This is a genomic window from Brevundimonas faecalis (genome assembly GCF_040549405.1).
GTDB classification, from domain to species: domain Bacteria; phylum Pseudomonadota; class Alphaproteobacteria; order Caulobacterales; family Caulobacteraceae; genus Brevundimonas; species Brevundimonas faecalis.
In genome coordinates this window covers 54073-78648 of record NZ_JBEPTF010000007.1, presented here as the reverse complement: position 1 = coordinate 78648, position 24576 = coordinate 54073, and the positions used below count along the sequence as shown (strand labels likewise).

The following is a 24576-nucleotide window of genomic DNA, read 5'->3' as shown; positions in this document are numbered from 1 at the left end:
TAATCGGCAAAGAAAAACGGCGGCTCCGCAAGGAGCCGCCGTTTCCATTTCAAGCTGCAGTCCGGATCAGAAGGCCCAGCGCGCGCCCATCGAGGCCACCAGGGCCGAGCCTTCGGCCTCGCCGCGCAGGTGCGAGGTCACGGCCGCGGGCGTGCCGCCGTAGAAGGTGCGGTCGTCGTGGATCGTCGAGTCGCTGAAGGCGATGTAGGTCAGACCCGCATCGAAGGTCACGCCCGGCGTCACCTCGGTCGAGCCGCCCACCGAGAACAGCCAACGGTCGGCGTCCGGGATGCGGGCCGTGCGCAGGCTGTCGCGGGTCGGGGTCGGGTCATAGCCGACGCCGGCGCGCAGGGTGGTCTTGTCGCTGAGGGCGTAGTCGACGCCGATCGCGCCGGTCGTCACGTCCTTGTAGTTCTGGTGGATCGAGTCGCCGCCGTTCGGGTACTTGACGTTGATGGCGTCGAACTCCGACCAGCCGATGCGGTTGACCTGGGCGTTCAGGGTCAGCTTGTCGTTGACGGCGTAGCGGACCGAGGCCGAGGCGAACCAGGGCGTGTTGAAGCTGGCCGTACCGCCAGTCGAGACGCTGTTGGGCGCCAGCGGACCGGTCAGGACGATGTTCACATCGCCGTCCAATTCATGCTCGATCTTCGAGCGGTAGGACAGGCCGAAGTCCCACGGACCCTTGTGCACCTGGGCGCCGACGTTCCAACCGAAGTCCCAGCCGTCGCCTTCCAGCGAGGACGAACCGTCCGGCAGCAGGGGCGAGACCGAGGGCATGGCCGAGGTCAGCTTGGCCTTGACGTACTGGGCGTTCAGGCCGACGCCGATGTCCAGCCAGTCGTTGACCTTCATGGCGCCTGTCAGGCTGGCGTCGCCCGAGCGCAGTTCCGAGGTCAGGGCGTCGTAGCGGGCGAAGGAGCCCTGCTCGTACTTGGTGGTGAAGTTGTAGGGCGCAGCCACCGAGACGCCGACGGCGAAGCGATCGCCGATCGGCGTGGCGAAGGCGAAGTTCGGCACCAGGCCGCTTTCGATCGGATCGACCTCGGTGTTGCGGGGATCGCGCACCGGCACGTTCACGCCTCCCGGATAGGTGACGTAGGAGCCGGCGTTCTTCACTTCGGAGTCGATGCGGATGGCGTGCATGCCGACGGCGACTTCACGGCCGCTGCGGGCGATGGAGGCCGGGTTCCACCACAGAGAACCGACGCCGCGGTCGGCCGCTTCGCCCGAGAAGGCGCGACCGGCGCCGCGCACCGATTGTTCCTGAAGATAGAAGGAGCCTGCGAAGGCGGGCGCGGCGACGCCGGCCATCAGGACCGACGTCAGGGCGAGGCCGCCGAGGCGGGCCATGTTCCTGGTGTTCATACTCTTTGACCTATGTAAGTCGTCCCGCCATTACATGATGCGGCAGGACGTTGTTCGGGGAGAAACGCAAGGCTAGCAGTCACAGCGCACATGTCATGAAAGCGTTGCGCTCTTGCCGTTTGTCCGACCACATATCGGCGAAACCGTGGCGACTTTGTCGCACATTTCCGCACCTTCAATAGGTAACGCTAGGGCAAGATGAATACCTGAAAAACGAAGTTCTTTAGAACTATTGTCTTCCGTTAGGGAAGGATCAGCACAAGATCACCCCACACAATCCAGCCAGCGAACGGCCGGCCGCCTGACGGGCTTGAGGTTTTGTGCTAGGATCGCCATCTGAAGCCCTGAAAGTCCCAGCGTGCGCCGTGCGTCAGCCCCCGCCGCCGCCCCGAAAGCAGATCATGTACGAGACCCCCGAACTGGAAACCGACGCCTTCGTCCGCAGTCACGAAATCCGCATCCACGACGCGGAGGCCTTCGAGGGCATGCGCAAGGCCGGCCGTCTGGTCGCCGAGGCCCTGGACATGATCGGCGAACATGTGAAGCCCGGCGTCACGACAGGCGAACTGGACGATCTCGTCCGTGAGTTCACCCTGGATCACGGCGGCGTCCCGGCCTGTCTTGGCTACAAGGGCTACACCAAGACGATCTGCACCTCGATCAACCACGTGGTCTGCCACGGCATTCCCGGCGACAAGGTTCTGAAGGAAGGCGACGTGGTCAACATCGACCACACCGTCATCGTCGACGGCTGGCACGGCGACAGCAGCCGCATGTATCCGGTCGGAGAGATCAACGCCCGCGCCAAGCGCCTGGTCGAAGTCACCTATGACTCCCTCGACCTGGGCCTGGCCCAGATCAAACCGGGAAACACCTTCGGCGACATCGGCTTCGCCATCCAGAAGTTCGTGGAGGCCCAGCGGATGAGCGTGGTCCGCGACTTCTGCGGTCACGGCATCGGCCGCGTCTTCCACGACAGCCCCAACGTCCTTCACTACGGCCGCCGCGGCGAGGGCGCCGTGCTGAAGCCGGGCATGTTCTTCACGGTCGAGCCGATGGTGAACCTGGGCAAGCCGGCGGTGAAGGTCCTGTCGGACGGCTGGACGGCGGTGACGCGCGATAAATCCCTGTCGGCTCAATGCGAACACACCATCGGCGTGACCGAGGACGGGCTGGAAATCTTCACAGCCTCGCCCAAGGGCCTGTTCCGTCCGAAATTCTGAGCTAGTCTCCCCCTTGGGGGAGGCTGATGCTCGAGCAAACGCCGGAAAAGCCGAAGGCAAAGCCGCACCATGCCGGTCATCGCGAGCGGCTGCGCGAACGCGCGCGCGGCGCGGGCCTGTCTCACCTGCCCGACTATGAACTGCTGGAACTCTTTCTGTTCCGCAGCCAGCCGCAGGGCGACGTCAAGCCGATCGCCAAGGCCCTGCTGACCCGCTTCGGCTCCCTGGCCGCCGTCCTCGCGGCTTCGGTCGAGGACCTGATGACCGTCCGCGCCGAGGATTCGCGCGGCCGCTCCAAGGGCGTCGGCGCCGAGACCGCCCTGGACCTAGCCGCTCTGCACGAGGTCTCCCGGCGCCTCGCCCTGGAAGAGGCGAACAAGCGCACCGTCATCTCGTCCTGGACCGCCCTCCTGGCCTATGTGCGCCTGTCATTACAGCATGAGCCGCGCGAGCAGTTCCGCGTCCTCTATCTGGATAAGAAGAACCAGTTGATCCTGGACGAGATTCAGAACCGGGGCACGGTCGACCACGCCCCTGTCTATCCGCGCGAGGTCGTGCGTCGGGCGCTGGAGCTGTCGGCCAGCGCCATGATCATCGTGCACAATCACCCCTCGGGCGACCCGACCCCCAGCCGCGCCGACATCGACATGACCCGACAGGTCGTGGAGGCCGCCCGCGCCCTGGGCCTGCAGATACATGACCACCTCATCGTCGGCCGCGAAGGCGTGGCCAGCTTCAAGCAATTGGGATTGATGTGACCGTCCTCGTCACCGACCGACTGACCCTGTCGCCCGTCGCCGTCGGCGACATGGAAGCCCTGAGCGCCCTCTGGGCCGACGAAGGCTTCACCCGCCACATCATGGGCCGCGCCCTCTCGGAAGAAGAGGTCTGGTTTCGCCTGCTGCGCGATCTCGGCCACTGGCAGGCCAAGGGCTACGGCAACTGGTCGATCCGCGAGACGGCGACGGGCGCCTATGTCGGCAGCGTCGGGGTCCTGGACTATCGGCGCGAGATCGACCCGCCCTTCGACGCTCCCGAACTGGGCTGGGGCGCCGCCCCCGCCTTCCAGGGCAGAGGCATGGCCCAGGAAGCCCTTCAGGCGGCCCTGGCCTGGACCGACGCCTACCGACCAGAACCGCGCACCGTCTGCATGATTTCGCCCGAGAACACGCCCTCGGTCCGGCTGGCGGAACGCGTCGGCTACCGCACTTACGGCGAGGCGGACTACAAGGGCTCGCGCGTGGTTCTCTACGAACGTCCGCGTGCTTCAATCAGCTGACAGGATGATCGCCGAACATTAAGCTTTGCCCTCTAGATTGAAGCCTGACTGTACTCGGAGTCCTCCATGCCCATGTCCGCCGACGCCCTGCGCGCCCATCTGGTCGAGGCCTTCCCCGACGCCGACATCGCGATCGAGGACCTGGCCGGCGACGGCGACCACTATCGCGCCCGTATAGTCTCCGAGACCTTCCGCGGCCTGCCCCGCGTCCGTCAGCACCAACTCGTCTATGCGGCCCTGAAGGGCGGCATGGGTGGAGAACTACACGCCCTCGCGCTCGAAACCTCCGTTCCGACCGAGGCGGCCTGACCCATGCGCTATCGTCCGTTCGGCGCATCCGGGGCGGCGGTTTCCAACCTGACGCTGTCCCTTGGGCCGAGCGCGCTCGCCCAGGGCCGAAGCCGTCTGGCAGACCTGATTTTCGTCGCGCTCGAGGCTGGGGTTAACAGCTATCATCTGGAGAACGCCGACCCGGACCTGGCCCAGGTCGTCGGCGAGACCCTGGGCCATGTCGAACGTCGCCTGGTCACGGTCAGCGTCGCCCTGGGCGTCGGCGACGGTCGCCCGAAAACACCTCGCGACTTCTCGGCTGAAGCCCTGGCCGCTTCCGTCGAGCGCGTCCTGCACGCCTCAGGCCTCGGCTGGATCGATGTGGCTGTTCTGAATGAACCCGCCGAGGACGAACTGCCCCAGACTTCCCTGGTCGCCCTCAAGACCATCCGCAAAGCGGGTCACGTCCGACTGCTGGGCGTCTCGGGCGACAGCCCGGTGATGGACGTCTATGTCTCGACCGGCGCCTTCGACGTCCTCTACACGCCTTTCCACGTCAATGTGGAATGGCGCATCCGGTCGCGCATCCGCGCCGCCCGCGAACGCGACATGGCCGTCTTCACCTATGACTACTTCCCCGAAAGTCTGTCGACGCCTCGCAAGACCGCCGGCGCGCCCGCGAAGAAGGGTCTGTTCGGCCTGGGCCGCGCCAAACCGCAGGAAGGCGGTCTGGTCGACGCCGGTTCCTTCGCCTTCCTGCACCAGACGCCCAACTGGGACGCCGAATCCATCTGTCTGGCTTACACCCTGACCGATCCGGCCGTGGCCAGCGTTCTGGTCCACGCCGTCGAGCCCGGGCGTCTGGAAACCCTGGCCGCCACGCCCGAGCGCGATCTGCCGCCGGGCCTGCCGGCCCAGATCGAGATGGCGCGCGTCGGATCCGCCGCCACCTAGACCGCTTTCAGCCGCCCACGGCGGTGAAGGGCCCGTTCAGGAAACCCGGCTTGCGATAGGTCAGGCGCCGCCCGTCCTCGCCCAGAACGCGTCCCCCGGCGGCCTCCAGCACCGCCTGTCCCGCCGCCGTATCCCACTCCGAGGTCGGGCCCGTGCGCGGATAGGCGTCGAAACGTCCCTCCGCGATCAGGCAGAACTTCAACGAGGAATCCATGCCCTGCCATTGGATGCAGCCATGCCGCGCCGCCAGGCGCGTCGCCTCCTCGTCCGTCAGACTATGGCTCAGCAAGGCGGTCCCGTCCGAAGCCCGGTCGCGCACCCGGATCGGCCGCCAGGCCTCGCCGAAGGCCCGCCGCACCGCTCCCTCGCCCGGCGCCGTGGACGCCCAGGTCAAGCCCGTCGCCGGCGCCGTCACCACGCCCGCGACGGGGACGTCGCCATGGATCAGAGCGATATTGACGGTGAAGCTCTCACGCCCTTGGACAAAGCCCTTGGTCCCGTCCAGCGGGTCGATCAGCCAGAACCATTCGCCGACCCTCTCCGGCGTCCCATCAGCCGCCGCAGCCTCCTCGGCCACGGCCTCCACCCCAGGCCAGCGTTCGGCCAGACGCGTCAGGATCAGGGCTTCCGCCGCGCGATCCGCCTCCGTCACAGGGCTGGCGTCGGCCTTGGTCTCGACCGCCGTCCCGCTGCGCCAATAGGGCAGAATCACCTGGGCCGCCTCCTCGGCGATGTCGGCGATGACGGAGGAAAGGAGACCCGACGCCAGGTCGGTCTCGAGGCTGTTCAGGGGCGCTTGGGTCATGTCTCCGCCTCGATAGACCATGCGGATGGTTTCACGAACCGGCAAATCAGGTCAGCTTCGGCGTTTTCGATCATAGCCGTCCGCCCGATGACCTTTACCGACGATTCCGCCGTCCGCCCGTCCGAACTCGCCATTGTGGAACTGCCCGCCGGCGGCGTCGAACTGGCCGCCTATATCGCCGGAAAGCTGTGCCACGACTTCATCAGCCCGGCCGGCGCCGTCATGTCGGGCCTGGACCTGCTGGAAGACCCCACAGCCCAGGATATGCGCGACGACGCCATGGGCCTGATCCGACAGAGCGCCAGGAAGATGGTCGCCCACGTCCACTTCGCCCGGGTCGCCTTCGGCGCCGCCACGACATCGGAGCAATTCACCTCAGCCGAGTTGTGCAATCTGGTGAAGGGTCTGGCCGAGGGGGGACGTTCGACGCTGGACTGGCGCATTCCGGACCAGGCCGTCTTCACCAAGGCCCAGGCCCGCATCCTGGTCAATCTGGCCTGGATGACCCTGGGCGCCCTGCCCACCGGCGGTTCCGCCGTCGTCACGACCCGCGAGGAGAACGGCTGGATCCATCTGATCGGATCGGCGGAAGGCGCCCGCGCCCGCCTCAAGCCCGAAGCCATGACCGGCCTGAAGGGCGAGCGTCTGGTCGAAGGCCTGGCGGGTCAGTGGATCCAACCCTATTGGTTGTGGCTGGCCGTCAGCGAGGCTGGCGGCCGCCTGGACGTCGCCGCCGAGGAGGGGCGCGTCGGCCTGATCGCCGCCCTGCCGACCTAGAGAACCCTCGCCCCAATCGTCCGTTAACCTCCCCGAACCATGATGTGTGAAACGCACGGCCGTTTCGCGCGCAACGAGATGAAGCCCTTGACCTCCAGGACCTGCCTGATCGTCGACGACAGCCGGATCATCCGGAAGGTCGCGCGCCGTATCATCGAAGGCCTCGGCTTCGAGGTCGACGAGGCCGCCGACGGCGCCGAAGCCCTGTCCTACTGCATGGGCGCCATGCCCCATGTCGTCCTGCTGGACTGGCAGATGCCGGTGATGGACGGCCTGACCTTCCTGCGACGCCTGCGGGACCTGCCTGGCGGCCGCGCGCCCAAGGTCCTGTTCTGTTCGGTGGAGACCCGCGCCGACCGCATCGCCGAAGCCCTGTCCGCCGGCGCCGACGAATATGTTATGAAGCCCTTCGACGGCGAGATTCTGCATTCCAAGCTCGCCGAAGCGGGAGCTGTTTTGTCGCCGCCATGACGCCGGAAGATTTCGACCGTCTGCAGACCTTGCTCGCCACGCGCGCCGGTTTCCGGCTGACGCGGGACCGGCTGCACCTGGCCGAACACCGCCTCGGCCCGGTGGCGCGCCGCGAGGGCTATCATAACGTCGAGGCCATGCTGGAGACTCTCTGGAGCAAGCCGGTCGCCTCCCTCGGCTGGTCCGTCATTGAGGCTCTGCTGAACGGCGAGACCTGGTTCCGACGCGATCGCCCGGTCTTCGACGTCTTTTCGCGCGAGTTGATGCCCGCCCTGGTCAAGGCTCGACCGGGCGGCAAGGTCCGCCTGTGGTCCGCCGGCGCCTCGACCGGCCAGGAAGCCTATTCGCTGGCCATGACCGCCCTGGAACTGGGCGCCGACGTCGAGATCACGGCGACCGACCTGTGCAAGCAGGCCATCGATAAGGCCGCCTCCGGCCTCTACACCCCGTTCGAGGTCCAGCGCGGCCTGTCGGCGCGAACCATGTTGCGCTGGTTCGAACAGGTGGAGGATCACTGGCGCGTCCGCCCCGAACTGCGGCGCGTCGTCCGGTTCGAGCGCGGCAACCTGCTGGACGATCCGTCGGACGACGGCCGCTACGACGTCATCTTCTGTCGTTACCTGCTGACGGACCTGGAGCCCGCTCGGCGAGCCCAGGTTCTCGACATCCTGGAACGCCGCCTGGTGGACGACGGCTGCCTCTTCCTGGGCCTGGACGAACGACCCGAGGCCGACAGCGTGGCCTTCCGTCCCGTGGCCGGTCGCCGAGGCCTCTACGTCAAGACGCCTTCGGCGCTCAGCCGCGCCGCCTGACGGACATCAGCCGCCCAACAGGCCCTGGATCGCCACGGCCCTGACCGTCGCGCCGGGAACTTCGGTGAAGACCAGGTCGCTCACGCCGAAATATTCGGCCTGGTTCAGAGCGCACCAGTCCGTCGTGACGATGCGGACGCTGGCGCGCCTCGCCGTATCCTCCGTCCAACCGTAGACGAAATCACCCGTCCTCTGGCTGAAGGGCATGGGCCGATCCTGGTTGGCCCGCGCCATCAGGGCAGGCCATCGGTCGGCCGCGACCTCGGCGACCATCAGCTTGCCGTCGAAACGCACCACGGCGTCGAAGGCGTAACGCGTCACAGGACCGGCCGGCAGGCCTGTGCCCAGGGTGGTGTGACCGATGAAGCCCGCGTCCGCGCCTGCGGCCTGGGCAAAGGCCGCGGCGACTGCACGGCCCGTGTCGCCCAGCGACAGGGCGCGGGAGGAAGTTCCCAGAACCCGCCTCTCCTCCTCCGTCAGATGCCGGGCCAGGGTGGTTTGGATCAGGTCCGCCAGGACAGGCGAAGCCGGACCGTCCAGGCCCACCGTCCGCGACTGCGCCGTCGCCGATCCGTCCTCGAAGATCTCCACCGCCGTATAGGCGTTGGCCCATGATCCGGTGTGGACGTAGGCGCTGCGACCCATCGGCTCCTGGAACAGCAGATGGTTGTGTCCCCCGATCATCAGGGCGCCGTCGGGCAATAGCGGCAGGACGCCGCGATCCCCGGCCACCCCCGCGTGGCTCATCACCATCATCAGGTCGGCGCCTTCCAGCAGGCGCGTCAGTTCCGCCTGCGCCCAGGCGCCCGGCTCCGGAATCGACAACTGGTCGCGGCTGGCCTTGGGATAGGTGTTCAGGGAATTCGTCCCCGCGCCCACGACCCGCAGCTTGCGTCGGCCGAGCGCCAGTTCGACCGAGGCCTCCGCATAGGGTCGGCCGGTTCGCGCATCGATCAGATTGCTGATCACAGCTATCCCCAGCGACTGCATCCGGGCCACGACCTCGTGCAGGTCCGTGATCAGGTCGTTGTCGTGATTGCCCAGGTTGAATACCGTGGGCGCCAGTTTCGGCAGGGCCTCCAGAAAGGCCCAGTCGATCACCCCGCCCGAGCGCACCGAGACGAGATTGCCGTGCTCGAACAGGTCGCCGTCGACAGCGATCACGTGGGGAAGGGTCGAGGCCGCCACCTCATGTTCCAGGGCCGCCAGAAGCTGACCCATGCGCTCATAGGCGGAATGAATGTCCGACATGGCCAGGATCCGCACAGCAGGGTCCTGCTTGCCCGTCCAGCCGCCCAGGGCGTGCGCGGCCGCTCCTGCGACGACCAGTTGGAAAAGGCGACGACGGTGAAGAGGCGTGATCGACATCTGAAGTCCCTGACAGGGCGCGTCCGGCGCGTCGAGAGACTTCTCGCCGGTGAATACGGCGCAGCCTCGTCGTTTGGCACGACATGCTGCGACGCACAATGCCCACAGGGCTCGAACCCGCCGCCGCACGCCAAGTTTTCTTCCAACGTGTCCTTGTCGCGAAACCTTCATCGAACAGACGTTCTCGACACTGGAAAAACCGGAGCCGTGGCCATAGGGGGCAGCCCAGTTTTCACGAGGATGCTCCCCCATGTCCCGTCGTTTCGCCGCCCTCGCCGCATCGGCCAGCGGCCTCGCCCTTCTGATCGCCGCTCCGGCTATGGCCCAGGACGCCGCCGCTTCCGCTGAACAGGCTTCGTCGGTCGGCGATATCGTCGTCACCGCACAGCGCCGCAGCGAGAACATCCGCGACGTGCCCTTCGCCGTCACGGCGATGAACGCCGAAACCCTGAACGCCGTGAACGCTGGCGGCGGCGACATCCTGCAACTGTCCGGCCGCGTGCCGAGCCTGCAGGTCGAGAGCTCGAACGGTCGTTACGCTCCGCGCTTCTATATCCGCGGCCTCGGCAATGTGGACTTCGACTTCACCGCATCCCAGCCGGTTTCGGTGGTGATGGACGAAGTGGTCCTGGAAAGCGTCTACCTGAAGGGCTTCCCCCTGTTCGACGTGAAGCAGCTCGAAGTGCTGCGCGGTCCCCAGGGCACCCTGTTCGGCCGCAACACTCCGGCCGGCGTGATCAAGATCGACACGACCAAGCCGGGTCAGGACTTCACCGGCTTCGGCTCCATCACCTACGGCAACTACGGCTCGACCCGCGCCGAAGCGGCCGTGACCCTGCCCGCGTCGGACACCCTGTCGGTGCGCGTCGCCGCCCTGTGGAACCACCGCGACGACTACATCAACAACGCCTATGACGCCCCCTTCGCCAAGAAGGACGGCAAGGACCTGGGCAATTTCGACGACGTGGCCGGCCGCATCCACGTCGCCTGGACCCCGACCGACCGCCTGTCGACCCTGCTGACCCTGCAGGCGCGCGACTATGTGGGCACGGGCACGATGAACCGCGCCAACGTCCTGACCAAGGGCTCGAACAAGCTGAACGACCACTTCGACCGCGAGACGGTCTGGTACGACGGCGGCCGCAACAACTTCCAGAAGCAGCAGACCACCTCGCAGTCGCTGCAGGTCGCCTATGATTTCGGCCCCGCCACCCTGACCGGCGTCATCGGCTCCTACCAGGGCTGGTCGCAGGGCGACGGCGACATCGACGGCGGCGTCGCCTCGGCCCCGGTCGGCTCGCCGCACAAGACCCCGTTCAACGTCGAATCCGGCACCCTCTCCAGCGACCTGCTGCAAAACACCTATGAACTGCGCCTGGCCTCGAACGGCGCGGGCCGTCTGGGCTGGCAGGTCGGCACCTTCTATTGGGACGAGCGCATCAACCTGGTGTCCGGCACCTTCAACGGCACGGGCGGCATCATCCCCACCAAGGTCACCGACATCGTGCAGAAGTCGGACTCCTGGTCGATCTTCGGTCAGGCCAACTATCAGGTCACGGACGCTCTGAAGCTGACCAGCGGCGTGCGCTACACCGACGACAGCCGCGACTACCACGGCCGCATCACGGTCGGCACGCCGGCCAACGCCACAGGCCAGGTCTCGGTCGGCGACGAACAGGTCAGCTGGGACGTCAGCGCCCTGTACGAGCTCAACGACAACCTGAACCTGTTCGCTCGCGTGGCCAGCGGCTATCGCGGCCCGTCGATCCAGGGCCGCAACCTGCCGGTCCTGACCACGGCGGATTCCGAAACCGTCATGTCCTATGAAGCCGGCTTCAAGGCTCGCCTGTGGGACGGCCGCGCTCGCCTGAACGCCACCGCCTATCTGTATGACGTCAAGGACATGCAGTTCACGGCCATCGGCGGCATCGACAATTCCAACCGCCTGATCAACGCCGACAAGGGCCAGGGCTACGGCCTGGAAGTCGACGGCGACGTCTATCTGGGTGCGGGCTTCACCCTGGCAGGCGGCCTGGCCTGGAACCACACCGAGATCAAGGACAAGGACCTGCTGGTCGCCATCTGCGGCAACCACCTGTGCACCATCACCGATCCGATTGTGAAGGTCGGCGCCAATGACCGCGCCGCCATCGACGGCAACCCCTTCCCCCAGGCGCCGGAATATTCGGCCAACCTGACCCTGTCCTACGTCCGCCCCATCGGCGACAGCCAGGAACTGTTCGCCAGCACCGACTGGGTCATGCAGAAGGACTTCAACCTCTTCCTCTATGAGGCGGTCGAGTTCCATCAGGACACCAACTTCGAAGGCGGCCTGCGCGCGGGCTGGCGCGATCTGAACCGGGGTCTCGAAGCGGCTGTCTACGTCCGCAACATCACGGACGAAGCCAATGTCATCGGCGCCATCGACTTCAACAACCTGACGGCCTTCGTCAACGAACCGCGCATGTACGGCGTGGAAGTGTCGAAGCGCTTCTAAACCTCCCAGGTTTGAAGCCATCCGAGGGCGGCGGCGGGGCGACCTGCCGCCGCCCTCTTGTCATTCGACGTCGCCTCCCCTCCTACTGCGGGCCGGATCGGGGAGGATCTTTTCACATGCGGCTGGCCCTGCTGTTCGGATCGCTGACTCTGGCCTTGCTGCTGGCCGTCTGGACCACCCAGGTTCCTCGCCCTCGCGGCGCCGACGCCCCTGCAACCGCCTTTTCCGCCGCGCGGGCCATGACCGACATTGAGCAGATCGCACGCGCTCCCCACCCTGTCGGCTCCGCCGAACACGCGCGTGTCCGCGCCTATCTGACCGCACGCATGACCCGCCTGGGCCTGTCGCCCCAGGAACAGAGCGGGCCGCTGTCTCCCGGCGCCGTCCGTCGTCTGAAAGGGGCAGGCGGCGATCCGGACGCCGCCGACAACCAGGCCGTCAACCTGATCGGCGTCCTGCCTGGAAAGGACCGAACCCAGCCCGCCGTCGCCCTGATGGCCCACTACGACACCGTAGTCGGCTCGCCCGGCGCGGCCGACGATTCCACCGGGGTCGCCGCCGTGCTCGAGATCGTCCGCGCTCTCAAGGCGCGTGGACCCGTCGAGCGCGACATCGTGGTCGTTCTGACCGACGCCGAGGAACTGGGTCTGGACGGGGCCCGCATCTTCTTCGGCGACCATCCCTTGCGCGACCGCATCGGCGCCGTGGTCAATCTGGAGGCGCGCGGCGGCGGCGGCCGGGCCGCCATGTTCGAGACCGGACGCCGGAACGGACCGACCATCGACCTGTTCCAACGTTCCGCCGTCCGCGCCGACGGGGGGACCACCTCCACCTCCCTGGCCGTCTTCATGTATGAACACATGCCCAACGGCACCGACTTCACCATTCCCAAGGATCGGGGGATCGGCGGTCTGAACTTCGCCTTCATCGGCCGCCCCGCCCAGTATCATTCCGCCGACGCCACCCCCGCCAATCTCGACCAGGGCGCCCTGCAGCATCTCGGCTCCCAGGCGCTGGAGGCCGCCGACGCCCTGGTCCGGACCTCCGCCCTGCCGGGCAAGGGTCCGAACCGGGTCTACTCCGATGTCTTCGGCCGCCTGATGTTCAGCCATTCCGCGGCGACGGGTTGGGGGCTTCTGGCCCTGACCGCCCTGTTCGGCGCCTTCGCCGCCTGGCGCGCGCGACGCGCGACCGGCCTGACCGCGATCCAGGTCGGGCGCGGCCTGCTGGACGGCCTGTGGTTCCTGAGCCTCGGCCTCGTCCTGGCCCAGGCCGCGCGTCTGCTGGCCGGCCCCGTCGCCGGCCGCGCCGGCTCGCCCGAGGCCTATTACGTTCTCCTGCGCCGCCTGCCCTGGATGGAGGCCGGCGCCGCCCTGGCCGTCCTGGCCCTGGCTCTGTTCCTGCTGACCGACGCACGACGCGCCCGCCCGCGCATCCTGGCCGGCGGCGCCGCCGTCTTGACCCTGGTCGTTCTTCTGGTCGGCGGCTTCAGCCCCGTCATCTTGGGCGCAGGCGTGATCGCCGCCCTCCTCTCCCTGCTTCCGGGCCGAACGCCCCTGACGCCGTGGGGCGGCTGGCTGGGCGTCATCGCCCTGATCTTCCTGTTCGGATGCGCCCTCCAGGGCGCCGCGCCCGAGGCCGCCCTGCTCTTCATCTGGCCCGTCCTGCTGGCGGCCGGAGCCGCCGCCCTGGCCGCTCTGATCGACCCGCGTCTGGAGCGCCGCGTCGCCCTGATTGCACCTGCCGCCATCGGCGTTCTGAGCGGCGCCTGGCTGATGGGACTAGGCCACTTCGTCTTCCTCGGCATCGGCATGGACCTGCCCGGCGCCCTCGCCCTGATCGGCCTTCTGATCCTGCTCTTCCTGCGGCCGCTGGTTCCATCCGCAGGCGCCGTGCGGCCGCTTCTGATCGCCGCCGCCGCCTGCCTGGTCCTGGCCTGCGGCCTGAACCTGGCGGCCCATGTCGCAGAGCCCCGCTCAGCCGTGGCCGAGGCCTTGCCCTAGAGCGAAATCGGTTCAGGGGCGAAGGCGTCTGAACTCGGACATTCGCGCCAGGATCGATGCCGGAGCCGATAAGCTCCAGGCCGCTGGCGCAACCCCTTCGGAGCGTCTATCGCAACCCCATGTCCCATGACCCCGTTCTCGTCACCGGCTCGGCCGGCTTCATCGGCTTCCACACCGCTCGGCGGCTGCTGGAACGCGGCGAGACGGTCATCGGCCTGGACAACCTCAACGCCTATTACGATCCGGCGCTGAAGCAGGCCCGCCTGGCCCTGCTCCAGGAACACCCGAACTATCGCCACCACACCCTGGATCTGGCCGACCGCGCCGGCGTCGCCGCCCTGTTCGCCGAACACGAACCACGCCGCGTCGTCCACCTGGCCGCCCAGGCCGGCGTCCGCTACAGCCTCGAAGCGCCCGAAACCTATGTGGATTCCAATGTCGTCGGCTTTCTCAGCATCTTGGAGGGTTGCCGCGCGGTGAAGGCGGCCAACCTCGTCTTCGCCTCGACCAGCTCAGTCTTCGGCGCCAACGCCGCCCTGCCGTTCTCGGTGCGCGATCCGGCCGACCATCCGCTGACCGTCTATGCGGCGACCAAGCTGGCCAATGAGGCCATGGCCCATTCCTACGCCCACCTGTTCGGCTTCCCGGCCACGGGTCTGCGCTTCTTCACCGTCTACGGGCCATGGGGCCGCCCGGACATGGCCCTGTTCAAATTCACCCGCGCCATCCTCAAGGACGAGCCAATCGACGTCTATGGCGAGGGTCGAATGAGCCGCGACTTCACCTACGTCGACGACATCGTCACCGGCGTGATCGCCGCCCTGGACCGCCCCGCCGCCATCGACCCGACCTGGGACGCCAAGGCCCCCAACCCCGCCACCAGCGGCGTCGCCCCCTGGCGCATCCTGAACCTGGGCGCGGGTCGCCCCGTCCCCCTGATGCGCTACATCCAGGTGCTGGAAGAAAAACTGGGCCGCAAGGCGATGCTGAACCTCATGCCCATGCAGGACGGCGACGTGGCCGATACGGAAGCCGACGTGACCGACACGCTCGCAGCACTCGACTACGCCCCCACAACCCCGGTTGAGGACGGCGTCGGCCGCTTCGTCGACTGGTACTGCAACTTCTATCGCGAGAACTGAGGCACGACCGAACACAGGCCTGCAGGCCCGTCATGCTTCTGGATTTTCAAGGAAACGCCTGGTGGAGCCGAGGGGAATCGAACCCCTGACCTCGTCATTGCGAACGACGCGCTCTACCAACTGAGCTACGGCCCCGACCGACAGGCAGAGGCGGGACATAGAGGGCCGTCCGGGGGAGTGTCAACGGGTCGCGGAGGAATCCTTGGCGTTCCGCTCCGAGCCGTCTAGAAACGGCTGATCTCAAACAGGAGTTTCTCATGGGTTTCGCCCTTGTCTGGCTGGTGAACGCCGTCGTCACCCTGGTGATCTGGTGCATCATCATCTCGGCGATCCTGAGCTGGCTGTTCGCCTTCGACGTGATCAACCCGCGCAACCGCTTCGTGGGTCAGGTTTCCTACTTCCTCGACACGGTGACGCGTCCCATCCTGCGTCCGATCCAGAAAATCGTGCCGCCGCTGGGCGGGATCGACATCACGCCCATCATCGCCTTGCTGGCCCTGCAATTCCTGAGCATCGCCTTCAACCGCACCCTGGCGCCCGTCATCATGTCGACCCTGGGCTGACGCGCGAGCGTTGGCCCTCGGCCACGGCAAGCGGAGAATCCGCATTTCGGGCTCATTCCGCCCCTTGCGCGCAGCGGGCGTCATCCTAAGGTGCCCGCCTCTGGTCTCTCCGAGGCCGCATTCCACGCGTAATTCATGACCACGATCAGGACAGTCGCCGTCGTCGGCGCCGGGCAAATGGGTTCGGGCATCGCCCAGACAGTGGCCGTCGGCGGCTATGAGGTCCGGCTGTATGATCAGTCGTCCGAGCGCACCTCCCTGGCGCTGGGCGAGATCGCCGCCAGCCTGGGACGTCGCGCCGGGCGCGGCCTGATCACCCCGGCCGAAGCGGACGCCGCCCTGGCCCGCATCAAGCCGGCCGCCACCCTGGCCGAGGCCGCCCGGGCCGATCTGGTCATCGAGGCCGCGTCCGAGGACGAGGCCGTCAAGAAGGCGGTCTTCGCCGAGTTGACGCCCCTGGTCGGGCCGGACACCCTTCTGGCGTCCAACACCTCCTCCATCTCGATCACCCGCCTGGCGTCGGTCACGGATCGACCCGACCGCTTTATCGGCCTGCACTTCATGAAGCCGGCGCCGGTGATGAAGCTGGTCGAGATCGTGCGCGGCATCGCCACCTCGGCCGGCACCTATGAAGCCGCCGTCGCCTTCGCCGAGAGCCTGGGCAAGATCACCACCGAGTCCGAGGACTTCCCCGCCTTCATCGTCAACCGCATCCTGGTGCCGATGATGAATGAGGCCATCTATGTCCTGTACGAAGGGGTCGGCGACGTGACCTCGATCGACAAGGCGCTGAAGCTCGGCGCCAACCACCCCATGGGGCCGCTGGAACTGGCCGACTTCATGGGTCTGGACGTCGTTCTGGCCATCATGAACGTGCTGTACGACGGCCTGGCCGACAGCAAGTACCGCCCCTGCCCCCTGCTGGTGAAATATGTCGAGGCCGGCTGGCTGGGTAAGAAGAGCGGCCGCGGCTTCTACGACTATTCCGGCGAAACGCCGGTCCCGACCCGCTGATGTCGCGCCTTGACCGGATAGAGGACCTGCCGGGCCTCAAGCGTGTCGCGCCCAAGCGATCGACCCAGAGATTCGTCCTGGCCTGGCTGGCCGCCGCCGCCTGGCCGCCGCTGATCCTGACCCTTGTGGTCTGGCCGCCCGAGAACTGGGCCTCGGGCGTGGATACGGACTGGCGGCTGGTGCTGCTGGTCGTCGGCCTGATCGCCGCGCCCATCGGCCTACGCCTTCTGCTGCGTGGTCACGCCGAGAGCGGACGGCCGTCGACGCGTCTCGGCGTCGTCGCGCGTTTCATGGTGTTCGGCGGCCTGCTGGCGGCGGCGGTTCAGATCCTGATCGCCCTGATCATGTCCCTGTTGTCCGCCTTCTCGGCCCAGAGCCTGGTGCAGGGGCTGGGGGCCCTGGAGACCACCCTGCTGATCTTCGGCGTCGCGGGTCTGCCCTTGGCCATTCTGGTCGGCGTCAGCTACGCCCTCTGGGCCGGGCTGTGCGTGGCCTTCATCGCCTTTTCGCCCGCCCCGGTCGTCAAGGACCGCATGGGATTGATGCGCGACCGCGCTGTCTGAATCATGACGCGGAATTAAGACGACCCGCCCCAGGGTCGTCCGCCATGAAGACCGCTTTCGTTCCCGATGCGAGGCTGACGCCATGACTGATTCCGTGACGCCCCAGCCCGTCGCCGACAGCGATCGCATCCACACGCTGGACGTCCTGCGCGGCGCGGCGGTCCTGGGCATACTGGCGGTCAACGCCGTCGCCTTCGCCCTGCCCATGGCGGCGGAGATGGCGCCGGAACAATCCCCCTTCCCCCTGGTCGGCGCCTCTGCCGTCGCGAAGTGGGTCGTCGAGACCTTCTTCCATCAGAAGTTCGTCACCCTGTTTTCCATGCTGTTCGGGGTGTCGATCTGGCTGGTCGGCGGGAACGGACAGGAACCGTCGCGCGAACGCGTCCTGCGCCGCCGCCTGATGTGGCTGGCGGCCTTCGGCCTGATCCACGGCCTGGCCTTCTGGTACGGCGACATCCTGCTGCTCTACGCCTGGGCCGGCGTCTTCGTCATGCTGATGCGGCGGATGGAGGCGAGGCCGCTCATCCTGATCGGCGTCGGCGCGACCCTGGCCCTGGCCACCCTCCAGGCCGCCGTCGTCTGGGGCGCCGCCAGCGGGTTCAGCCCCTTGCAGGAAGAAGCGAACACCTCCGACGCCGTAGCCGCCAGCATCGCCGCCTATCGCAGCGGCTGGCCCGGCGCCCTGATCGAGAACCTGAAGTCCTGGGCCTTCCTGCAGAGCGCCAGCCTGATGGCCTATGTCTTCGCCACCATTCCCCTGATGATGCTGGGCCTGGGCCTGTTCAAGACGGGCTTCTTCCATGGCCGCATCCCGACATGGGTCTATCTGTCCCTGATCGGCGCGGGCGGGGCCGTCCTGACCCTGCTCGGCGTCCTGGAATGGCTGAACCTCGTCCAGGGTCGTGAACTCGGCGGTTGGAACGAAGTGGTCGCGTCCTATCCCCTGATCATCACCCTGGCCTACGCCAGCCTGCTGATCCTGCTGACGACGCGCGGCGTGGGCTGGCTGCGCAGGCTCCTGGCGCCGGTCGGACGCATGGCCTTCACCAACTACCTGACCCAGACCCTGATCATGACGACCCTCTTCTACATGCCCTGGGGGCCGCGCTTGATGGGACAGGTCGACTACCCCGGCCAATGGGCCGTCGTGATCGCCGTCTGGGCGCTTCAACTCGTCTGGTCGCCGCTGTGGCTGGCGCATTTCCGCATGGGGCCGCTCGAGTGGCTTTGGCGCTCCCTGTCCTATGGGCGTCGCCTGCCGCTACGCCGTCAGAGTTGAACCCAGGTTCGGCGCAAGTTGCAGGCGGTCCGCCGATGGCTTAATCGCGCGGCATGACCGACGAAGCCCCCATCCGCCCCGAAGCCCGCTCTCCTCGCGGATTCGCCGACCGTCGCGGCCGCGACCTGACCGCCGAACGCCGCATCGTCGCACGCGTGTCCGAAGTCTATGAGCGCTGGGGCTTCGAGGCGCTGGAGACCCCGGCCTTCGAGTACGCCGACGCCCTGGGCAAGTTCCTGCCCGACGCCGACCGTCCCAACGAGGGCGTCTTCGCCCTGCAGGACGACGCCGGGTCGGAGGAGCTGGGCGAGTGGATGGCCCTGCGCTACGACCACACGGCGCCCCTGGCCCGGTTCGCGGCCCAGAACTGGGAGACCCTGCCCAAGCCCTTCCGCCGCTACGCCTACGGCCCCGTCTGGCGCAACGAGAAGCCCGGCCCCGGCCGACTGCGCGAGTTCTGGCAGTGCGACGCCGACACCGTCGGCTCCGACCGGCCCGAGGCAGACGCCGAGATCATCGCCATGGGTTGCGAAGGCCTTCGCGCCGCCGGCCTGAGTGAAGGACAGGCTGTCATCCGGGTTTCCAACCGCAAGCTGTTCGACGGCCTGTTCGACGCCGGCGGGATCACGGATCCTCTGCAGCGCCTGACCGCCCTGCGAGCCGTCGACAAATATGACCGCCTGGGCCTGGACGGCGTTCGCGCCCTGTTGGGCGAGGGCCGCATGGACGATTCCGGCGACTACACCAAGGGCGCTCGACTGCCGTCCCCGGTGATCGGCGCGATCGAGGCCTTCCTGGCTTCGGCTGAAACGCCGGGCCTGAGCCGCGCGGGCGTTCTGGACGCCGTGGCCGCCTCCGGCGCCGGTCTGGGCGCGGCGGGCGAAGCGGCCCTGGCCGAACTGGCCGCCATCGACCGGGCCCTGACCGCCATGCGCGTGGGCGAGGCCGAGGTGAAGTTCGATCCGACCATCGTGCGCGGCCTCGAGTATTACACCGGCGCCGTTTTCGAGGCCGAGTTGCTGCTGGAGACCAAGGACGACAAGGGCCGCGCCGTGCGGTTCGGCTCCATCGGCGGCGGCGGTCGCTATGACGACCTGGTGGCGCGCTTCACCGGCCAGTCGGTTCCGGCCACGGGCTTCTCCTTCGGCGTGTCGCGCCTGGCCTCGGCCCTGCGCGCCGCCGGACGAGGCGCCGAGGACGCGACGCGGGGTCCCGTCGTGGTCATCGTCTTCTCCGAGGACGACATGCAGCACTATCTGGACGCGGCCTCCGAACTGCGCGCGGCCGGCATCGCCGCCGAGCTCTATCTGGGCCGCGCGGGCATGAAGGCGCAGATGAAGTACGCCGACCGTCGCGGGGCGCCCGCCGTGGTCATCCTGGGCGGCGACGAACTGGCCGCCGGCGAAGTCACCATCAAGGATCTGGACGCCGGGCGCGCCCAAGCCGCCGCCATCGCCGACAATGAGGCCTGGAAGGCCGCGCGTCCCGGCCAACAGAAGGTCGCCCGAAGCGCCCTGGTCGCAACCCTTCGAGGCATTATCGAATAGGCTTCGATAAAATCCACGTCGTCGATATGGGTTATCAACGTTTAGTCACAAAAGCGCGGTTTTTCGCTTTTCACTTGATTGACTTGAACCCTCCGATCACGTCATTTGGTCTCACTCAAGAGGCGCAGCGGACAACGCAGCGACATCTTGAAGGCGTTTCGGGGAGGAAACGTCCGCTCCAGAGAGAGCGAGAAGGCCCGCTGCGATGTATCCCCCGCAGCGGGCTTTTTCTTGCCTGACCCTCAGCTCGATACGGCAGTTATAAGCGCCGCTATCGAACGAGCTTCGATAGCGGCCCAAGAAAAAGGCCGGAGCGTTTCCGCGCCGGCCCTTCTTCATTTCAGGACGCGCCTACCAGATGCGGACGCGGTCTTCCGGCGCCAGGTAGTATTTCGTGCCCGGCTTGACGCCGAAGGCCTCGTACCAGGCGTCCACGTTGCGGACGGGGCCGATGACGCGGAACTCGGACGGGCTATGCGGATCGGTGGCGATCTGTTGTATCAACGCCTCCTCGCGGTACTTCGACTGCCAGACCTGGGCCCAGCCGTAGAAGAAGCGCTGATCCCCCGTCGTGCCGTCGATCACAGGCGCCGGACGACCGTTCAGGGACAGGTGATAGGCCTCCAGACCCACGGCGGTGCCGGCCGCGTCGCCGATGTTCTCGCCCATGGTCAGTCCGCCCTGGACCGGATGGCCGGGCAGGGGCTCGAACTGGTCGTACTGGGCGCCGAGGCGCTTGGTCAGGCCTTCGAAATTAGCCTTGTCCGCGTCGGTCCACCAGTTGCGCAGCACGCCGTCGCCATCGGACTTGGAGCCCTGGTCGTCGAAGCCGTGGCCGATCTCGTGGCCGATCACGCCGCCGATGCCGCCGTAGTTGACAGCCGGATCCGCGTTCGGATCGAAGAAGGGCGGCTGCAGGATCGCGGCCGGGAAGACGATCTCGTTATTGGCCGAGTTGTAATAGGCGTTGACCGTCTGGGGCGTCATGCCCCACTCGTCCTTGTCGACCGGCTTGTTCAGACGGTTGAGCTGATAGTTCCACTGAAACTGGCCCAGGCGTTGGGCATTGCCGAACAGGTCGTCGGCGCGGACCTCAAGAGCGGAGTAGTCGCGCCACTTGTTCGGATAACCGATCTTGACGGTGAACTTGCGCAGCTTCTCTTGCGCCGCCGCCTTCGTCTCCGCCCCCATCCAGGTCAGGTTGTCGATGCGGTGTGACAGGGCCGTGCGCAGGTTGGCGACCAGTTCTTCCATCTTGGCCTTGGATTCCGCCGGGAAGTATTCGGCGACGTACAGACGCCCCGCCGCCTCGCCCAGCGAACCTTCGGCGAAGCTGATGGCGCGCTTCTCGCGGCTGCGCTGCTCAGGCTGGCCCGACAGATCGCGCGAACGGAACTCCCACTGGGCGTCCGAGAAGCGCTTCGACAGGCTCGACGCCGCATCGTCGGTCGTGTGGAAGGCCTGCCAGGCCTGCAGGGTGTCGATCGGCGTCTCGGCGAAGATGGCGGCGATCTTGGGCATGGCCGTGTTCTGGCGCACGATCAGGCGGTCGATCGAGCCCAGACCCGCGGCGTTGAAATAGCCGGTCCAGTCAAAGCCCGGCGCTTCTGCGGCCAGGGTTTGGATGGTGTATTCGTTGTAGGTCTTGTCGCGGTTGCGGTTCTCGATCGGGGTCCAGTGGGCCTCGGCGATCTTGGTTTCCAGCGCCACGATGGCGGCCGCGTGACCGGCCGGATCAGCCCAGCCGATATTGGTCAGCATCCGCTGGATATAGGCCTGGTACTTCTCCTTCTTGTCCGCGAAGCGGGCGTCCAGATAGTAGTCGCGGTTGGGCAGGCCGATGCCGCCCTGGCCGGTCGTCACGGCGTAGCGGGTCGGATGCTTCTGATCGATGGTGATGCCGGTGCCGAAGAAGGAGGAGCCGACGCGGCCTTGGGTCTGCCCCATGTAGGCGGCGATCTTCTCACGCGTGTCGGCGGCGCGGATGGCGGCCAGATAGGGTTGCAGCGGCTGGGCGTCCAACTGCTCGATGCGCGCCTCGTCGATGTAGGAGCGATAGGCGTCGGCGATCTTCTGCTCGTCCGAACCGGCGACCAGGTCAGAGCGAGCGGCCAGACCCTGCACCAGGGCCTTCATCCGGTTGTCCGAAAGTTCACGCAGCAGAGCGAAGGAGCCGTAGGAGGTGCGGTCCGACGGAATCTGCAGCTTGTCGATCGCCGCGCCGTTGGCGAAGCGGAAGAAGCTGTCGCCCGGATCGACCGAGGTGTCCCGTCCGGCCAGATCGAAACCCCAGGTTCCGTACTTGGGTGCTTCCGTCCCCTGCCAACCACTCACCCCGCCCTGGGGCGCCGGAGCCTGGAACAGTTCGAACACGGTGCAGGCCTCGTCCACGCAGGCATGATCATGACCATCGCCGGCCAAGGCCGCGGCCGGGGTCAGAAGGGCGGCGACGGCGGCCCCTACAAGCAGCTTCTTCATTCACAGCAATCCTAAGACGGGCCCCAACGCCCATGTAGGCCGGACCCTAGTCCCGGCTCCGGCGTGCTGGCGTCTTAAAAAAAGTTCATGCCGCGCGCGAGCCCCGCTCGCCAGACTGTGATCACATGCGCACTATGGCTTGACTGGAGGCGCGATGACGCAAGGACACGGCGGCGAATACCGGGACCTGGTGGTCTTTCTGGCGGCGGCGGGCGTCGTCGTACCCCTGTTCAATCGTCTGAAGATCAGCCCTGTCCTCGGCTTCCTGGCGGCCGGCGTCCTGCTCGGCCCCGACGGCCTGGGCCGTTTCGCGGGCCAGGGCGGCTGGCTCAGTTGGCTGACCATCGGCGACCAGGCGCAGATTCGTCAGTTGTCGGAACTGGGCGTCGCCTTCCTGCTGTTCATGATCGGGCTGGAGCTGTCCTGGGAAAGGCTGAAAGCCATGCGCCGGCTGATCTTCGGCCTGGGCATGCTGCAGATCGCGCTATGCGCCACAGCCCTCGCGGTCGTCTTCATGGCCCTGGGCCAGCCCCTGGCCGGGGCGGCCGTCCTGGGCATGGGTCTGGCCCTGTCCTCCACGGCCGTGGTTATGCCCGTGCTGGCGGCCCAGGGACGGATCAACAGCGACACCGGCCGAGCGACCTTCGCCGTCCTCCTGGCCCAGGACCTGGCGGTGGCCCCCATACTGATCACCGTGACGGTCATGGCGACCTTGGCCCAAGGCAGCGTCATGGGCGCCGACGCCGAACCTGCCGCCCTGGGTCGAGCCCTCTTCACCCTAGCCCCTGCGGCAGGCGGTCTCTTCCTCATGGTCCTGCTGGGGCGCGTGGTGTTGCGCCCCATGTTCCGATCAGTCGCCCGCGCCCAGCACAGGGGCGAGGGACGTGAGCTTTTCGTCGCCGCCTCGCTTCTGGTCGTCGTCGCGGCGGGCCTGGGCGCTCAGGCCGTCGGCCTGTCGATGAGCCTCGGCGCCCTGGTGGCGGGCATTCTACTGGCCGAAACCGAATTCCGGCGCGAGGTCGAGGTCGCCATCGACCCCTTCAAGGGCCTGTTGCTCGGCGTCTTCTTCATCGGCGTCGGCATCGGCCTGGACCTCGACGCCGTCGCCGCTGACCCGGCCACGGTTCTGGGACTGGCCGCCGGACTGATCCTGCTGAAGGCCCTGGTCATCTTCGTCCTGGCGCGCGCCTGGGGCCTGGCCGCGCGCCCCGCCATCGAGGCCGCTCTCGTCCTGGGCCCGGCGGGAGAATTCGCCTTCGTCGTCCTGTCCACGGGTCTGGTCGAAGGTCTGGCGGCGCCCGGCCTGACGCACAAGGCCATGCTGGCGGCGACCCTCAGCATGTTCGCCGTCCCGCTCCTGGCCATACTGGCCCGCGTCCTGACCCGTCAGGCCCAGGCGCCGGCGAGCGAGGATGAGGCCCTGTCGCCGACCGACAGTCAGATCGCCCACGGCGCCGTCCTGATCGTCGGCTTCGGCCGTGTCGGACGTCTGGTGGGCGAGCTTCTGGCCGAGCACGAGCAAGCCTTCGTCGCCCTGGACGCCGATCCCGCCTCCGTTCGATCGGGACGCGGTCAGGGCCATGAGGTCTATTACGGGGACGCCGCCCGACCGGAGATGCTGAACGCCAGCGGTCTGGCCAATGCGCGCGCCCTGATCGTCACCATGGACAGCCCGACCAAGGTCGACGAGGTGGTGAAAACGGCCCGCGCCCTGCGGCCCGACCTGATCCTGATCGCCCGCGCCCGAGACGATCGGCACGCCGCGCGGCTCTACGCCCTGGGCGTCACCGACGCCGTGCCCGAGACGACCGAGGCCAGCCTGCAACTGGCGGAGAACACCCTGGTCGATCTGGGCGTGCCCATGGGTCTGGTCCTGGCCTCGATCCACGAACGACGCGACGGGTTCCGACGAACCTTCCAGGCCGCCGCCCCGGATGATCGAGGCGCACGCCCTGCGCGAGCGTTCCGTACTCTGAGGTCCGCAGCCCCCGCCCCTCAGAAAGACACGTAACTACGTAAAACCCCTTACAGGGGGAACGCAAAAAGCGGTTCAAAGCCAAGCTTAGCCGCAATTTGTGTTGGGTTCGCGACCCAATTTGGTCATTGTTCGATGATGAAAGTTCGACCTCCCCCCTGGGACGTCGGTTGTCGTCATATGCGCGA

21 protein-coding genes and 1 tRNA gene are annotated in these 24576 nt (G+C 67.2%); 17 read left to right on the top strand and 5 right to left on the bottom strand.

Annotation, left to right across the window (positions count from 1 at the left end; translation table 11 throughout):
- Positions 1-66: 66 nt before the first annotated feature.
- On the bottom strand, positions 67-1368 hold the full coding sequence (locus ABIE19_RS17325) for an OmpP1/FadL family transporter (protein ID WP_354090497.1): 1302 nt from the start codon (positions 1366-1368) through the stop codon (positions 67-69).
- Between the two features lie 401 nt (positions 1369-1769).
- On the opposite strand from ABIE19_RS17325, the gene map reads away from it, so the two are divergent.
- The 5 genes from map (at position 1770) to ABIE19_RS17300 (ending at position 5094) form a co-directional block, all read left to right on the top strand.
- A complete protein-coding gene (map, locus tag ABIE19_RS17320; RefSeq protein WP_354090496.1) occupies positions 1770-2591 on the top strand; it encodes a type I methionyl aminopeptidase in 822 nt (273 codons plus the stop codon).
- Between the two features lie 26 nt (positions 2592-2617).
- A complete protein-coding gene (gene radC, locus ABIE19_RS17315) occupies positions 2618-3349 on the top strand; it encodes a RadC family protein (protein ID WP_354090495.1) in 732 nt (243 codons plus the stop codon).
- Positions 3346-3870 (top strand): GNAT family N-acetyltransferase, encoded by a 525-nt coding sequence (locus ABIE19_RS17310; protein ID WP_354090494.1) that lies wholly within the window; start codon positions 3346-3348, stop codon positions 3868-3870. The genes radC and ABIE19_RS17310 overlap by 4 nt, the downstream gene beginning before the upstream one ends.
- 66 nt (positions 3871-3936) lie before the next feature.
- Positions 3937-4179, top strand: a complete 243-nt coding sequence (locus ABIE19_RS17305; RefSeq protein ID WP_354090493.1) for a BolA/IbaG family iron-sulfur metabolism protein — start codon at positions 3937-3939, stop codon at positions 4177-4179.
- 3 nt (positions 4180-4182) lie between these two features.
- Positions 4183-5094, top strand: a complete 912-nt coding sequence (locus ABIE19_RS17300) for an aldo/keto reductase (protein WP_354090492.1) — start codon at positions 4183-4185, stop codon at positions 5092-5094.
- Between the two features lie 7 nt (positions 5095-5101).
- Here ABIE19_RS17300 and cysQ read toward each other — a convergent pair whose 3' ends face one another.
- Positions 5102-5899: a 3'(2'),5'-bisphosphate nucleotidase CysQ gene (gene cysQ, locus ABIE19_RS17295; protein ID WP_354090490.1), complete on the bottom strand. Its 798-nt coding sequence runs from the start codon at positions 5897-5899 to the stop codon at positions 5102-5104.
- An 87-nt stretch (positions 5900-5986) separates the two neighbouring features.
- On the opposite strand from cysQ, the gene chpT reads away from it, so the two are divergent.
- The 3 genes from chpT to ABIE19_RS17280 all read left to right on the top strand — a co-directional run bounded on the left by chpT (position 5987) and on the right by ABIE19_RS17280 (position 7959).
- Entirely contained in the window at positions 5987-6676 is a 690-nt protein-coding gene (gene chpT, locus ABIE19_RS17290; protein WP_354090489.1) for a histidine phosphotransferase ChpT, read from the top strand.
- Between the two features lie 78 nt (positions 6677-6754).
- Positions 6755-7147, top strand: a complete 393-nt coding sequence (locus ABIE19_RS17285) for a response regulator (protein ID WP_354090488.1) — start codon at positions 6755-6757, stop codon at positions 7145-7147.
- Positions 7144-7959 (top strand): CheR family methyltransferase, encoded by an 816-nt coding sequence (locus tag ABIE19_RS17280; protein WP_354090487.1) that lies wholly within the window; start codon positions 7144-7146, stop codon positions 7957-7959. The genes ABIE19_RS17285 and ABIE19_RS17280 overlap by 4 nt, the downstream gene beginning before the upstream one ends.
- 6 nt (positions 7960-7965) lie before the next feature.
- Here ABIE19_RS17280 and ABIE19_RS17275 read toward each other — a convergent pair whose 3' ends face one another.
- The gene (locus ABIE19_RS17275) at positions 7966-9327 is read right to left on the bottom strand and encodes a metallophosphoesterase (protein ID WP_354090486.1); all 1362 of its coding nucleotides are present in this window, start codon (positions 9325-9327) and stop codon (positions 7966-7968) included.
- A gap of 250 nt (positions 9328-9577) precedes the next feature.
- Here ABIE19_RS17275 and ABIE19_RS17270 point away from each other — a divergent pair, with 250 nt between their 5' ends.
- The 3 genes from ABIE19_RS17270 (at position 9578) to ABIE19_RS17260 (ending at position 14969) form a co-directional block, all read left to right on the top strand.
- Positions 9578-11824 carry a TonB-dependent receptor gene (locus ABIE19_RS17270; RefSeq protein ID WP_354090485.1) on the top strand — a complete coding sequence of 749 codons (2247 nt, stop codon included), beginning with the start codon at positions 9578-9580 and terminating at the stop codon, positions 11822-11824.
- A gap of 116 nt (positions 11825-11940) precedes the next feature.
- On the top strand, positions 11941-13827 hold the full coding sequence (locus tag ABIE19_RS17265) for a M20/M25/M40 family metallo-hydrolase (RefSeq protein ID WP_354090484.1): 1887 nt from the start codon (positions 11941-11943) through the stop codon (positions 13825-13827).
- 119 nt (positions 13828-13946) lie between these two features.
- On the top strand, positions 13947-14969 hold the full coding sequence (locus tag ABIE19_RS17260) for an NAD-dependent epimerase (protein WP_354090483.1): 1023 nt from the start codon (positions 13947-13949) through the stop codon (positions 14967-14969).
- Positions 14970-15028: 59 nt separating this feature from the next.
- Here the strand turns inward: ABIE19_RS17260 and ABIE19_RS17255 are convergent.
- Positions 15029-15104, bottom strand: a tRNA-Ala gene (locus tag ABIE19_RS17255).
- A 122-nt stretch (positions 15105-15226) separates the two neighbouring features.
- Here ABIE19_RS17255 and ABIE19_RS17250 point away from each other — a divergent pair.
- The 5 genes from ABIE19_RS17250 to hisS all read left to right on the top strand — a co-directional run bounded on the left by ABIE19_RS17250 (position 15227) and on the right by hisS (position 19935).
- Positions 15227-15532: a YggT family protein gene (locus ABIE19_RS17250; RefSeq protein WP_354090482.1), complete on the top strand. Its 306-nt coding sequence runs from the start codon at positions 15227-15229 to the stop codon at positions 15530-15532.
- 135 nt (positions 15533-15667) lie between these two features.
- Positions 15668-16546, top strand: coding sequence for a 3-hydroxybutyryl-CoA dehydrogenase (locus tag ABIE19_RS17245; protein WP_354090481.1), 879 nt, complete (start codon positions 15668-15670; stop codon positions 16544-16546).
- Complete coding sequence (locus tag ABIE19_RS17240) at positions 16546-17109, top strand: hypothetical protein (protein WP_354090480.1); 564 nt, start codon at positions 16546-16548, stop codon at positions 17107-17109. Before ABIE19_RS17245 ends, ABIE19_RS17240 begins: the two co-directional genes overlap by 1 nt.
- A gap of 82 nt (positions 17110-17191) precedes the next feature.
- A complete protein-coding gene (locus tag ABIE19_RS17235; protein WP_354090479.1) occupies positions 17192-18388 on the top strand; it encodes a DUF418 domain-containing protein in 1197 nt (398 codons plus the stop codon).
- Between the two features lie 53 nt (positions 18389-18441).
- Complete coding sequence (gene hisS / locus ABIE19_RS17230; protein WP_354090478.1) at positions 18442-19935, top strand: histidine--tRNA ligase; 1494 nt, start codon at positions 18442-18444, stop codon at positions 19933-19935.
- Between the two features lie 351 nt (positions 19936-20286).
- Here the strand turns inward: hisS and ABIE19_RS17225 are convergent, their stop codons facing one another.
- On the bottom strand, positions 20287-22413 hold the full coding sequence (locus ABIE19_RS17225; protein ID WP_354090477.1) for a M13 family metallopeptidase: 2127 nt from the start codon (positions 22411-22413) through the stop codon (positions 20287-20289).
- A 154-nt stretch (positions 22414-22567) separates the two neighbouring features.
- Between ABIE19_RS17225 and ABIE19_RS17220 the strand changes: the two genes are divergently transcribed.
- Complete coding sequence (locus ABIE19_RS17220; RefSeq protein ID WP_354090476.1) at positions 22568-24424, top strand: cation:proton antiporter domain-containing protein; 1857 nt, start codon at positions 22568-22570, stop codon at positions 24422-24424.
- Positions 24425-24576 lie beyond the last annotated feature (152 nt).